Source organism: Rhizomicrobium sp., assembly GCA_037200985.1.
Taxonomy (GTDB): domain Bacteria; phylum Pseudomonadota; class Alphaproteobacteria; order Micropepsales; family Micropepsaceae; genus Rhizomicrobium.
The window spans coordinates 1973004-1986839 of sequence record JBBCGJ010000001.1; the positions used below are offsets into that span (position 1 = coordinate 1973004).

The following is a 13836-nucleotide window of genomic DNA, read 5'->3' on the forward strand; positions in this document are numbered from 1 at the left end:
GACGCCGTCAAGCGAAATGCACCTCGCTGCACTGCACGCGCTGAAATGTTATTCCAAAATGCAACACATCGACCGCACGGTCATCCGTATACGGCCAGTTCCATCCACACCGACATCGACCGGCCCGGCGCGATGACGCGAATGTCGCCGGCCGCGGTCGTGCGGTTGAAGGCATCGGGCATCGCGCTCACCGGCTCGGCGCAGAAGACCGCTTCGTCGCGCGGATTGAAGACGTGAAGATGGTGCAGTGCGGGGCTCGCGGTCATCTCGATGAACCCGCCGCCCGGCCGGGAAACGGTCGCCCGGCCCGACCATCCGAAGTGGCAGTGATCGACGAAGGGTGCATCCGCGAGCACGGCGCCCCGCGCCAGATCCACGAAATGGTCGGCGCCGGCCGCGACCGTGGGGATGCAGGTTTCATCGCTCAGCCAGACGCCGGCGACATTCGTGCGGAGCGTCGTGCCGGGGCCACGAAGGAAATAGGGATGAAAGCCGACGCTGGCCGGCATGTCCCTCGCGCCGCAGTTGGAGAGAATCAGTTCGAGCCGCAGGGCGCGCGGCGACAGAACGATCCTCTGCTCCGCCCGGTAGTGCCAGGGCCACGACTCAGGCTTGTGTTCGTAAGCGAGGACCGCGCGGTCTCCCGCGAGCGTCACCACGGTCCAAGGATTCTGCCAACCCTGGCCGTGCAGCGCATGCGGGTGGTCGCCGAAATTGCGCGGCAGCCGCACCCGCCGATTCTCGAAAAGAAATTCGCCGTTCGAAATACGATTGGCAAACGGCACCAGCGGGAAGCACGCCGTCTCGAGCGGTTCGCGCGTGCCCGGCACCGCCGGACGCAGCACGTCGATGCCGTCGACCGTGAAACGGCCGACGGCGCCGCCGACCTGCGGCAACAGATCGAGAACGGCGCCGCCGCTGGCCAGGCCCGGCATCGTCAGGCCGGCTTCTTGCCCCACATGCCTTCGATCGCCTCGAGGCTGCGCTGCTTGGTCTCCGGCACGAAGCGCAGCACGAACAGCCCCGCGAGGATGGCGCCGATGCCGTAGAGCCAATAGGCGAAGCCGTGATTGAACGCGGCGTTCAGCGCGGAGCTGCCGTCCAGCATCGGGAAGGTCTGCGAGACGACGAAATTCGCGATCCACTGCGCCGCGACCGCGATCGACATCGCCGTGCCCTTGATGGAATTGGGGAAGATTTCGGACAGCATGACCCAAGTCACCGGGCCCCAGGAGAAAGAGAAACCGATGATGTAGACCACGACCGCCGCGATCGCGACATAGGACGATCCCGTCGACGCCGCGGCGCCCTCGCCGGCCGTGGCGCTCACGGCGTGGATGTTGAACAGCGTGCCCAGCGTCAGCATCGCCGCCGCCATGATGAAGGCGCCCCACACCAGCAGCGGCTTGCGGCCGAGGCGGTCGACGGTGACCGTCGCCACCAGGGTGAACAGCGTCATCGTCACGCCGACGAACCAGGCCGATTCGAGATAAGCGTCGTTCTGCGAGGCGCCCATGTTCTGGAACATGTGCGGCGCGAAATAGAGCACCGCGTTGATGCCGACCACCTGCTGGAACACCGACAGCATGATGCCGACGATCAAGACCAGCCAGCCGAAGCTGAGCAGCGGCCTTGTGTGCTGCACCAGCGTCGCCTCGATCTCCTTGAGCGTGGTGTCGGGATCGCCGCCGCCCAGCCGCTTGAGCAGCGCCAGCGCCTCCGCGGCGCGGTCCTTGAGCACGAGATAGCGCGGCGTCTCGGGCACGATCAGCATGAAGACGATCAGCAGCGTCGCAGGGATCGCCGCCGAGGCCAGCATGTAGCGCCAGCCCAGATCGAGCAGGAAATTCCGGTCGCCCATCGACTGGACGAAATAGTTGACGAAATAGACGAGGTTGATGCCGACGACGATGGCGATCTGCTGGAACGTGACGAGAAGCCCGCGATGCGAGGGCGGCGCGATCTCCGCGATGTACATCGGCGCCAGCATCGAGGCCATGCCGATCGCGGTGCCGCCCATCAGGCGGTAGAAGATGAAGACCGGCAGCGCGTCCGGCCCGGTCAGGCCGAGCAGGCTGAAGCCGAATTCGGGAAAGCCCGCGCCGATCGACGACACGAAGAACAGCAGGCCCGCGATCAGCAGCCCGGTGCGGCGACCCCAGCGGGTGGAGATCGGACCGGCGATGGCCGCGCCGAGCACGCATCCGAGCAGCGCGCAGCCGATGGCGAAGCCCGAGAGGAAATTCGCCGTCGCTTCCGGCAGGTGGCGGGGCGTGACGAAATTGTAGGTGATGGCGTCGGTCGCGCCGGAGATCACCGCCGTGTCGTAGCCGAACAGAAGACCGCCGAGCGTCGCGGCGATCGTCAGCATGACGACAAGCGCATAGTTGGGCTTCGTGATCATGAATTCCCCTTCCCTGGCCTCGTCGGCCGCGTTTCCAGATCGCGCGCCGCTCTGATGGCGACGACGCGACCGTACCGTAATGATAGCGATACCAGTCCGCAAGCGTTGCGGAATATTCTAGTGATTGTGCCTCGGCGTCTTCCTGGCGATCCGACGGTACTTCAGCGCCGGCTCCATGACCGCACCCGAATCCATTTGCGTGACGGTCGCGCGGAAGATTTCCTGCCACACCGTCGCCGTCTCCGGCACCGGCGGCAGGCCGTCTTTCTTGCGGCGCGCGATCTCGTCGTCGGACACCAGCATGTCGCAGGTGCACGCATTGAGGTCGACGCGGATGCGGTCGCCGGTGCGCAGCCAGGCGAGTCCGCCGCCCGCCGCGCTCTCCGGCGCGGCGTTCAGGATCGAGGGGCTGTCGGAGGTGCCGGACTGCCGCCCGTCGCCCAGCGTCGGCAGGCTCCCGATACCCTGCTTCAGGAGCGCGTCCGGCGGCTGCATGTTCACGACCTCGGCCGAGCCGGGCCAGCCGAGCGGGCCGGCGCCGCGGATGACGAGGATCGTGTTCGCGTCGATGCCGAGCGACGGATCGTTGATCCGGTCGTGATAGTCGTCCGAGCCGTCGAACACCACCGCCCTACCCTCGAATATGTTTTCCTGTCCCGGGCGCGAGAGATAGCGCTTGCGGAAATCCTCCGAGATCACGCTGGTCTTCATGATGGCGAAGTCGAACAGATTGCCCTTCAGGACCAGGAAGCCGGCGCGCTCCATCAGCGGCGCGTCATAGGGATGGATCATCTCGCGGTCCTGCGTCTCGCGGCCCTCGATGTTCTTCGTCAGCGTCGCGCCGGTGCAGGTCGGCGCGCCGCCGTCGATGCGGCCGGCCTTCAGGAGTTCGCACAGGATCGCCGGCACGCCGCCGGCCCGGTGGAAGCGCTCGCCGAGATATTTTCCCGACGGCTGCATGTTGAGCAGCAGCGGGATGTCATGCGCATGGCTCCAATCCGCCGCATCCAGCTCCACGCCGGCATGGCGCGCCATCGCCACGATATGCGGCTGCGCATTGGTCGAGCCGCCGATGGCGGCGACCGTCGCGATGGCGTTCAGGAAAGAGGCGCGCGTCAGGATGTCGGATGGCTTGAGGTCCTCATAAGCCATGCCGACGATGCGCTTGCCGGTCTCATAGGCCATCTGGCCGCGCTCCCGGTACGGCGCGGGAATCGCCGAGCAGCCCGGCAGGGAGAGGCCGAGCGCCTCCGCCACCGCATTCATCGTCGAGGCCGTGCCCATCGTGTTGCAATGGCCGGCCGACGGCGCGCTGTCGCACGCCGCCTGCATGAACTCCTCTTCGGTGATCTCGCCCGCCGCAAGCTTGCGGCGGCTGCGCCAGATGACGGTCCCGGAGCCTACCAGCTCGCCGTCGTGCCAGCCGTCGAGCATCGGCCCGCCCGAGAGCACGATGGCCGGGATGTCGACCGCCGAGGCGGCCATGATCGCCGATGGCGTGGTCTTGTCGCAACCGGTGGTCAGCACCACCGCGTCGATGGGATAGCCGTAGAGCAGCTCGACCAGCGTCATATAGGCGAGGTTGCGGTCGATGGCCGCGGTCGGGCGGCGGCAATTCTCGAAGATCGGATGGGTGGGGAATTCGATGGGGATGCCGCCGGCGTCGCGGATGCCCGCGCGCACGCGCTTGGCGAGTTCGAGATGATGCCGGTTGCAGGGATTGAGATCGCTGCCCGATTGCGCGATGCCGACGATCGGCCGGCCGGAGAGCAATTCCTGCGGCGTCATGCCGTAATTCATGAACCGCTCGATATAGAGCGCCGCCATGTCCTCGCGGCCGGGCGCCGCGAACCAGTCCCGGGAGCGAAACCGCTTCGCGGGTTTGCGCTCTGTCATGGCGTGCACTCCTTATCCGGCGGCATCGCTCTCGAAGCGGAACAGCCCGCCGGCGAGCGGCTGTCCGGCGCGCGCCGCCGCGTCCAGCCCCTTCCACGCCGTTGTGGCGTAGACGGTGGTGGGGCCGGCGAAGGCGAGCTTGGTGATATTGGCACAGGCAAAGCGCACGGTGGAGATCAGCTTTCCGTCCGGAGAATAGCGGCGCGCCGCCCAGCCGCCGAACAGCCCGACCCAGAGGCAGCCTTCGGCATCTATGATCGAGCCGTCGGGATGGCCGGCGCCATCCTCGATCGTCGCGAAGACCCGCTTGTTCGACAGCGCGCCGTCGGCGCCGAGGTCGTAGGCGTAGATCGTCTTCTTCAGCGTATCGGTGTGATAGAACACCTTGCCGTCGGGGCTCGAGCACGGACCGTTGGTGATGCAGATGCCGGTCTCGACCGCCCTGGGCCCGTCGGCATCCAGGCGATAGAGCCCGCCGGTTTCGGCTTCCTCGGCATTATCCATGGTGCCGAACCACAGCCTTCCGGCCGCGTCGCGCGCGCCGTCGTTGATCCGGTTGCCGGGCTTGTCGACGTCGACGCGGTGCAGCAGCGCAAAGCTCCCGTCGCGCGGATCGAAGCGGTAGAGCCCGTCCCGGAGACCGACGATGAACCCGTCGCCCTCCGGCGCCAGGAAGCCGGGGCTCGACGGCGCGTCATAGGTCCGCCGCGCGCCGGTCGCCGGCGTGTAGCGGTGGATGTGGTTTTTCTTGATGTCGACGAACCACAGCGCCTGCTCGGCAGCGGACCATAGCGGTCCTTCGCCCAGCATCGCCGCGACGGGCCAAACGCATTCAGGAGTCATCGCCAGCCGGCATCGATCCAGTATTCGTGTCCCGTGCACATCTTGCCGTCGTCGGACGCCAGGAACAATACCAGCGAGGCGACATGCCCGGGCTCGACGCGCGCCTTCAGCGACTGCTGGTCGACGATCTCCTGCTCGCCTTCCGGCGTGTACCATTTCATCTGGCGCGGCGTCTTGACGTTGCCGGGCACCACCGCGGTGACGCGGATATTGTCGGGCCCAAGCTCGCGGGCGAGCGCCCGCGTCATGCCCTCGATGCCGGCCTTGGCGGTCTCGTAGATCACCAGATCGGGAAGGCCGAGGTGCCAGGAGATCGAGCCGAAATTGATGATCGCCCCGCCGCCGCGCTTCTTCATGCCGGGCGCCGCCTCCTTGGCGCAGAACAGCATATGGCGCAGATTGACCGCGATGCGCTCGTCCCAATAGTCGGGCGTGACGTCGGCGAGCTTGTGGCGGTCGTCGTTGCCGGCATTGTTCACCAGCACGTCGATCGGGCCGACGTCCTTGAAGAACGTGCCGACGGCCGCAAGGTCCTTCAGGTCGCAGCGCCGGAACACCGGGGCATGCTCGCAATCGGAGAGCGACTTGATGAGGGCCGCGCTTTCGTTCTCGAGGATGTCGATGAAGATGACCTTGGAGCCCTGCCGCGCGAACGCCGCGACAATGCCGGCCCCGATGCCGGATCCGCCCCCGGTCACGACGACGCGCTTGCCCTTGAGGCTCGGATAGACGGCTGACGACATGGCTCCCCTCAGGCCCAGGAATAGGCCGTTTTGGTCTGTGTGTAGAATTCGACCGCCGCGAAGCCCTGCTCGCGCGCGCCGTAGCTCGACTTGCGGCTGCCGCCGAAGGGCACGTGATAGTCGACGCCGGCGGTCGGCAGGTTCACCATCACCATGCCGGCGCGCACCGCGCGCTGGAAATGACGGGCATATTTGAGCGACGAGGTGCAGATGCCGGCCGACAGGCCGAACTCGCCGGCATTGGCGACGGCGAGCGCTTCGTCATAGTCCTTCACGCGCAGGATCGACGCGACGGGGCCGAACACCTCCTCGCCGTTGATGCGCATGCCTTGGCTGGTATCGGCGATCACCGCCGGGCTCATGTAATAGCCGGGCTTGGCGAGGCTGAGGCGCTGGCCGCCGCCGGTCAGCCGGCCGCCTTCCTTCACCGCGATATCGACATAAGAGAGGTTCTGCTCGAGCTGCTGCTGGCTGACCGCCGGACCCATCTTCGATGCCGGATCGAGCGCGTCGCCGACCGTGAGCGCCAGCGTCTTCTCGGTCAGGGCCTCGACGAATTTCTGGTAGATGCCGTCGGTCACGATGATGCGGCTGGACGCGGTGCAGCGCTGGCCGGTGGCGAAGAAGGCGCCATCCAGGGCGCACATCACGGCGCGGTCGAAATCGGCATCGTCGAGCACGACGAGCGGATTCTTGCCGCCCATTTCGAGCTGCACGCGGGCCTGATGCGACAGCGCCGATTGCGCCACCTGGGTGCCGACCGCCTGCGAGCCTGTGAACGACACGCCGTCGACGTCCGGATGCTTGGCGAGGGCGTCGCCGACGACGCCGCGGCCGATCACCATGTTGAACACGCCGGCCGGGGCGCCGGCCTCGAAGATGATGTCGGCCAATGCCGCCGCGGTCGCCGGCGTCGGGCCGGCGGGCTTGATCACCACCGTGTTGCCGAAAGCCAGCGCCGGCGCCGTCTTCCAGGCCGGGATCGCGATCGGAAAATTCCAGGGCGTGATCAGGCCGAATACACCTACGGCTTCACGGAACGTGTTGATCTCCACGCCGGGACGCACCGAGTCGAGATTCTGGCCGTGGCGGCGCACCGCCTCGCCGGCGAAATATTTGAAGATGCGGCCGGCGCGCGTCACCTCGCCGATGCCTTCGGGCAGCGTCTTGCCCTCTTCGCGCGACAGCAGCTTGCCGAGATCGGCGCGGCGCTGAAGGATCATCTCGCCGACCTTGTCGAGCACGTCGGCGCGCACTTCCGGCGAGGCGCCGGACCAGCCGGGGAACGCCTTGCGCGCGGCGCCGACCGCGGCGTCGACCTCGGCCTTGCCGCCGTCGGGAAAGCGCGCCACGACCTCGCGCGTGTCGGAGGGATTGAGACTCTCATGCGGCGTGTCGGCCTTGACGCGCTCGCCGGCGATGTAGTGGGTCAGGGTCAGGCTCATAGAAGTCCTCGCCGCGCCAGGTTGCGCATCAGATCCCCCACGCCGAAATTCCACGGCGGCGCTTCTTTGGAGGTCGTCACCTTGTTCTCGAGCACGCCGAGCCTGGGCGTGGAAACCCGCACGACGTCGCCGACCTTGTGCGTGAAGCCGCGACCGGGCGTATCGCGGTCCTGGGTCGGCGCGAACAGCGTGCCAAGAAATAGCGCGAAGCCGTCGGGATATTGATGCTCGCTCATCGCCTGGCGGCAGAGATCGAGCGGATCGCGGCTGATCTCGGCCATCGTGCTCCTGCCTTCCAGCCGGTAATTGTCTTCGCCCTGGATTTCGAGCTCCAGGACGGCATTGCGCACATCGTCCATCGTGAAGCGGTCGTCGAACAGGCGCAGGAACGGCCCGATGGCGCAGGAGGCATTGTTGTCCTTGGCCTTGCCGAGGAGGAGCGCGCTGCGCCCTTCGAAATCGCGCAGATTGACGTCGTTGCCGAGGCTGGCGCCGACCGCCTTGCCATTCCTGTCGCAGACGATGACGATTTCCGGCTCGGGATTGTTCCAGTCGGAGTCGGAGCGGATGCCGATATAATCGCCCCAGCCGACCGAGGCGAGCAGCGGGCCCTTGGTGAAGATCTCGGCGTCCGGACCGATCGCGACTTCGAGATATTGCGACCACAGTCCGTCGGCGATGAGCGCCGATTTGAGCTTGACCGCTTGCGGCGAGCCCGGCTTCACCGCGCGCAAATCCGAGCCGACGCGCTCCTTCAGGGCCTCGCGGATGGCGAGCGCCTTGCCGGCATCGCCGCGGGCGCGTTCCTCGATCACCCGCTCGACGGCGGAAACCGCGAAGGTCACGCCGGCCGCCTTGACGCATTGCAGGTCGATAGGGGCGAGAAGCTTGGCTTTGCTCTGGCCCTTCCAGGCCTCGGTCAGTCCGAGATCGGCGAATTCGCCCAGATCGCGGCCGCCGGCCGCGCCGGTCCAGCCGTCCAGCAGGGCCGCCATGGTCGGCGCCGCGCGGGAGACGTCCAGGACATGTCCATCGCGGACGAGCACCGGAGTCGGGCCCTCGCCGAAATCCAGGCGGCCGGCCAGCGTCGCTTCCCGCCAGTCGCGCGGCAGAAAATCAGTCATTTCCCGGACCTTGAACCATCCCGATCATCACAGCGTCCCAAGCGGCGCCCGGCCGGCGCTCTCGAAATTGGTTGCGCTACCAATAAGGGGCCGCAACGGCCTGTCAAGGGCGCTCACGCCCACGCTCAGGTCGACGAGGCGTCGGCCCGGCCGGTGGATTCGCGTGGGATGAGGGTGAATTCCAGCAGTTTCTGGACCGGTTCGGGCTCGGCCCCGGCGCGCTTGCGGCGAATCTGCTCCAGCAGGAGTTTGACCGCTTCGCGCGCCATGTCGGCGATCGGCTGGCGGACGGTGGTGAGCGCCGGCCACACCGTGGTGGCGAGCGGGGTGTCGTCGAACCCGGCGATGGTCACGTCGCGCGGCACGTCCAGTCCCATCCGGTGGGCAACCGCCACCGTGGCCGCCGCCATGTCGTCATTGCTCGCGAAGATCGCGGTCGGCCGCTTGGGCGCCCGCAGCAGCTTTTCCGCCGCTTCGAGCCCCGAGCGGTAGGTGAAATAGCCCTGCGTCACCAGGCGCGGGTCGGGTTTGAGGCCGGCCTCCTCCATGCCCGCGACGAAGCCCCTGTAGCGCTGCTCGCTGGCCGTCTGGTTGGGGTGGCCCATGATGAAGCCGATGCGGCTATGGCCGAGGCCGATCAGCCGCCGCGTCATCGAATGGGCCGCCTCGAAATCGTCGATGCTGACGGCCGAGAGGCCGGGCGCCGGACGACCGGTGGCGACCACCACGGCGGGAATTTCGACGTCGGCGACGGCGCGCAGCGCTTCCTCCGAATCGCAGAGCGGCGGCGGCAGGATCACGCCGTCGGCGCCGGTGCGCACCAGTTTCTCGATCGCCGCCCGCTCGGTGTTCGGGCCGTCGCATTTCTCGATCACGAGCTGGCAGCCGGAGAGGCTGGACTGCTCCAGGCTGCCGACCAGGAATTCGCTCAGATAGGCCGAGGATGGGTTCGAATAGAGCAGCCCGATCCGTACCGCATTGGCGCTGGCCAGGCTCCGCGCCGCCAGATTGGGCGAATAGTGCAGCGTCTTGATCGAGGCGGCGACCTTGGCGCGCGTCGATTCGCGCACATTGCTCTCGCCGTTGACCACCCGGCTCACCGTCATCGGCGACACGCCGGCATGGCGCGCCACTTCATGAATCGTCACGACATTGTTGCCGCGCCGGCCGCTCTTCTGGGCCAACTCGTCTCTCCGGTTGAGGCGGACCGTCCCCTACCAGACTATTGCGGTCAGGCAAAGCTCTCGGCGGCGCGCCACGGAGGCCGGGCCCAAAGAAAAGGCCGGCCGGGCTTTCGCCCGGCCGGCCCGATTTCGGCCAAGGATCGCAGCGGCTAGTAACGCGCCGTCAGCGAGACCTGGTAGATGCGCGGCGAACCCAGATAGGCGTAAGGGAAGCTGGTGCAGCCGCTGGTCGTCGGCGCGACCGGCGTCCAGCAGGTCTGGGTCCCGAGGCTGGTGAAGTAGTGCTTGTCGAGCACGTTGTCGACGTTGAAGCGGATGGAGGAATTGTCCATTCCGAGCGCGTCGAGATCGTAGGAAATGTCGGCGTTGATCGTGAAGTAGTCCGGAACGAAGGCGTTGTTGTCTTCGGTCTGGTTGCGGCTGCTGACATATTTGCCTTCGACGCCCAGCCGCAGGTCCGGCAACACCGCATACTGCGTGCGGCCCGAGAAGGTCCATTTCGGGGTCTCGGACAGCTGCTTGTTGAGCGTGTTCGCGAAGCCGCCGCCGACCGGGATGTTGGAGGTGATGCGGGCGCGGTCGAAGCCAGCATTGGCATAGAGGCTGAGCTGCTCGGTCGGGAACCAGTTGGCTTCCGCGTCGAAGCCCCAGAAGTTCACGCCCGGCACGTTGTGGTCGAAATAGGTGTTGGTGTTCAGGTCGAACGAACTGACGATGCGGTTCTTGACCTGCGAGTTCCAGTAGACCAGCGAGCCCTGCAGATCGCTCGTGAGATAGCGATAGCCGACCTGATAGGTCGTCGAGGTCTCCGGCTTGGTGCGCGCGAAGGTCATCCAGGCGGAGGCCGGATTGCTCGGGTCCGACAGGGCGCTGGTGTAGAGATTGTCGGTGCGCGGCGCCGCGATTTCCTGGGTGTAGGAGCCGAAGAACTGGTGCGTATCGCCGAACGGCAGATAGCTCAGTCCCAGATGCGGCAGGAAGCGGCTGTAGCGCTTCACCGTGCTTCCGCCCGGCACGTAATGCGTCGAGCTGCCCGCGAAGGTCACCGTGTTGTTGGCGAAGGTCGCGTTCGGCACCTGCGAGGTGCAGTAGGCGTTGCTGCTGCCGAGCGCCTCGTAGCAGTACTGGTTGAGGTCGCGCTCGAAGAACGGCATGCGGAAGCCGAGCGAGACGCGCACCGCGTTGTCGAAATACTTGCCTTCATAGTCGAACGAGGCCTGGTTCATGATCGCCTTGGACTTGCGATCGCGATAGCGCAGCGGCACGCCGTTGGCGTCGAGCACTTCGTGCGCCTTGTCCTTCAACCCGGCGAACGGATCGGCCGGGCCGTCGACCGGGTCGAAGAAGGTCGTCGTGCCCGTCTGACGGTGCAGGCCGTAATCCAGCGTGTAGGCGGCCTGGATCGTGTTGTCCTCGTCGAACTGGTAGATCACCGAGGTGTTGAAGCCCCAGCGGCGCGTGTTGGTCGTGCTGGGCTGGTAGAGGTCGACGGTGTCCATCACGTCGCCGTCGCCGTTCAGGTCGCAGCCCTGGCCGGGAATGCAATGATACGGCGTGGTGGACGTGCCGACGCCCGTGGTGCTGCCGATCAGCTGGGCGCTGTTCTCCTTGAACGAGAAGGCGCCGCCGCCATTGGCCAGAACATATTGAAGATTGGTATCGGCCGTGACCGTCAACGCGTCGGTCAGGTGCCACAGCGACTGCAGGCGGATATTGCCGGTGTCGGACGGGTTGATCTTCACCTTGTAGAAATTGCCGCAGGTCGTCATCGTGTTGTCGGCATGGCCGGCGACCGGCGTGGTGTAGGCGCAGGTGGTCTGGTAGTCGCGGTCCCAGCCCGTGCCGCTGAAATTGGCGCCGGTGGTGTTCGCGGGGTTGGCGATATAGCCGTCTGGCCCCTTGATCAGGTCGATGGTGCCGGCCAGCGTTCCGGAGAAGTTGGTCGTGTTCGGCGCATAGTCTTCGGCGTAGTAGGAATTGTTGCGGTTGCTGTTCCAATGGCCGGCGAGCGTGATCCAGCCCAGGTCGCCGAATTCCTGCAGGAACTTGACGTTGGCCTGCCACTTCTTCAGGTCGCCCGGACCCTTGAACTTGTCGTAGTCCTGCCAGGAGAGCGAGGCGAACGCCTTGGTGTCCCACGGCCCGAACGAACCGGAATCGACGCGGCCGAAATAGCGCTGGTCGCTGTACGAGCCGCCGGTGAGGACGGCCTCGGCGCCGAAATCGTCGTGCGGACGGTCGGAGATGATGGCGATGACGCCGCCGGTCGCCGCCGCGGTCGGGCTGTCGACGTCGGTCGAGCCCTGGTTGGCGCTGACGCGGTCGACCACTTCGGGGTCGAGCTGCTGGTTGGTGTAGATCGCGTAGTTGCCCGTGTCGTTGAGCGGCATGCCGTCGAGCGTCAGGGAGATATGGTTGCCGTCCTGTCCGTGCATGCGGATGTTGCCGCCGCTCGAGCCGTAAGGATCGTTGTTCGTGAAGTTCACGCCCGGCATGTAGTTGAGCGCCTGGAACACCGTCTGGCCGGCGGTCTGGGTCTGCAGGAATTCGCTGGTGATCGTCGAGCGCTCCTTGGAGATCGGCGCGGCGTTCATCAGTCCGTCGCTCTGGGTCCGCTCGGCGGTGACGACGACGGTTTCGACCTCTTGCGTGCCCGTCGATTGCGCGTGGGCGGCAACGGTCAGCAGCGGCGTCGCCAGCGTCAGCGCGGTCGCGCCCAGCATCAGCGATTTTAGATTACGCATGTTCATTTGGCATTCCCCTGATTTTTCATTCGACAAAACGGCTTCGACTGCGCGGCGCATTCGCGCCGACAGGTTTCGACCGCCAATTTTTCGATTCCCAACGTCGCGACGCGCCGTTTCACGGCGCACGCGCTCTCGCGCGTCCGAGCCGGGCAATCTACGCAGCGCCGTGATTTAGATTTGCGCGGAACGTTTCGCGGAGTTGCGATCCGGCGCGCGGAGGCGCGCAGTCCCGCCCGAAGGCGGCGACCTCACGTCAGACTTCTTCATGACTTCCCCTCATAAAACGGAATCTCGGAACGGTGCGCGTCACCATTGATGCGCCGCCGCCGGCACTCTTCGATCCCGGGCGTCCTGCCCTCGAATGCGCTTGCGCCGGTCTGACCCAACCGAGCGCCCGCATTTCTTATTCGCAATGTAAGTGTCGTCGTTTGCAGATTTGCGACTGCGTGCGTGTGCATTTTGCCACGTCGCGCTCGATCGCGAAGATCGGCGACATTTCATTCGCATGTCGCGCAAGTGAATTGCACGCACGCGTCGGATCGCGAAACTTTTCGCAATGCGTATTGCGACGAAAATAAAAAGTTTTTCTATTCCGACAGTGCGCCGAAAAAAGACAGCAGCAACTTCTCGACGCGGTCATAAGCCTTCGCGGCTTCCGCCAGCGTTTCCTGATGCGTCAGCGGAACCGTGCTGAAGCCGGCGGCGAGATTCGTGATTACCGACAGCGCCGCGACGCGAATGCCGCAATGAACCGCCGCGATGCATTCGGGAACTGTCGACATTCCCACCGCATCGGCGCCGAGGCTGGCGAACATCCGGATTTCCGCCGGCGTCTCGAAGCTCGGTCCAAGGACGTAGACATAGACGCCGCTTTCGAGCGTCACGCCGGACCGGCGCGCCGCCGCTTCGAACTGCGCGCGCAGGCCGGGATCGTAGGCATGCGACAGGTCCGGGAAGCGCGGGCCGAAGCTCTCGTCGTTCGGCCCCACCAGCGGATTCTGGCCCGAGAAATTGATGTGGTCTTCCACCAGCATCAGCGTGCCCGCGGGCAGATGCGGTTTCAGGCCGCCCGAGGCATTGGTGAGGATCAGCCGCTCCACGCCCAGGCGCCTCAGGATGCGGATCGGCACGGCGATGGCCTGGGCCGGATGGCCCTCATAGGCGTGCAGCCTGCCCTGCATGCAGGCGATCCCGTGGCCCGCCAGCGTGCCGATGCGCAGCCGGCCCTGGTGGCCGGCGACGGTCGGGACCGGAAAGCCCGGAATATCGCCATAGGGAATGTCGGTCGCGTCCGCGATCCTGTCCGCGAGCGGGCCGAGGCCGCTGCCGAGGATCAGCGCGGTTTTCGGGAACGCGCCGGCCATCGCAGCCTGGATGGCGGCGGCGCCGCGCTCGATCTGCTTTGCCATGCCCGTCTCCATCGGCTATGCCGCCCAAAGCAACTATATAT

10 protein-coding genes are annotated in these 13836 nt (G+C 66.1%); all 10 read right to left on the bottom strand.

Annotated elements, in window-relative coordinates:
• Positions 1–80 precede the first annotated feature (80 nt).
• Entirely contained in the window at positions 81–959 is an 879-nt protein-coding gene (locus WDN01_09565; GenBank protein MEJ0026263.1) for an aldose 1-epimerase, read from the bottom strand.
• Complete coding sequence (locus WDN01_09570) at positions 938–2404, bottom strand: sugar porter family MFS transporter (GenBank protein MEJ0026264.1); 1467 nt, start codon at positions 2402–2404, stop codon at positions 938–940. Before WDN01_09570 ends, WDN01_09565 begins: the two co-directional genes overlap by 22 nt.
• 117 nt (positions 2405–2521) lie before the next feature.
• Positions 2522–4300: an IlvD/Edd family dehydratase gene (locus WDN01_09575; GenBank protein MEJ0026265.1), complete on the bottom strand. Its 1779-nt coding sequence runs from the start codon at positions 4298–4300 to the stop codon at positions 2522–2524.
• Positions 4301–4312: 12 nt separating this feature from the next.
• Positions 4313–5143: an SMP-30/gluconolactonase/LRE family protein gene (locus WDN01_09580; protein MEJ0026266.1), complete on the bottom strand. Its 831-nt coding sequence runs from the start codon at positions 5141–5143 to the stop codon at positions 4313–4315.
• Positions 5140–5886: an SDR family oxidoreductase gene (locus WDN01_09585; protein MEJ0026267.1), complete on the bottom strand. Its 747-nt coding sequence runs from the start codon at positions 5884–5886 to the stop codon at positions 5140–5142. The genes WDN01_09580 and WDN01_09585 overlap by 4 nt, the downstream gene beginning before the upstream one ends.
• A gap of 8 nt (positions 5887–5894) precedes the next feature.
• Complete coding sequence (locus WDN01_09590; protein ID MEJ0026268.1) at positions 5895–7331, bottom strand: aldehyde dehydrogenase family protein; 1437 nt, start codon at positions 7329–7331, stop codon at positions 5895–5897.
• Positions 7328–8455, bottom strand: coding sequence for a fumarylacetoacetate hydrolase family protein (locus WDN01_09595; protein ID MEJ0026269.1), 1128 nt, complete (start codon positions 8453–8455; stop codon positions 7328–7330). The genes WDN01_09590 and WDN01_09595 overlap by 4 nt, the downstream gene beginning before the upstream one ends.
• A 125-nt stretch (positions 8456–8580) precedes the next feature.
• Complete coding sequence (locus WDN01_09600; GenBank protein MEJ0026270.1) at positions 8581–9639, bottom strand: LacI family DNA-binding transcriptional regulator; 1059 nt, start codon at positions 9637–9639, stop codon at positions 8581–8583.
• 149 nt (positions 9640–9788) lie between these two features.
• Positions 9789–12389, bottom strand: coding sequence for a TonB-dependent receptor (locus WDN01_09605; protein ID MEJ0026271.1), 2601 nt, complete (start codon positions 12387–12389; stop codon positions 9789–9791).
• A gap of 584 nt (positions 12390–12973) precedes the next feature.
• Positions 12974–13795, bottom strand: coding sequence for a purine-nucleoside phosphorylase (locus WDN01_09610; GenBank protein MEJ0026272.1), 822 nt, complete (start codon positions 13793–13795; stop codon positions 12974–12976).
• Positions 13796–13836 lie beyond the last annotated feature (41 nt).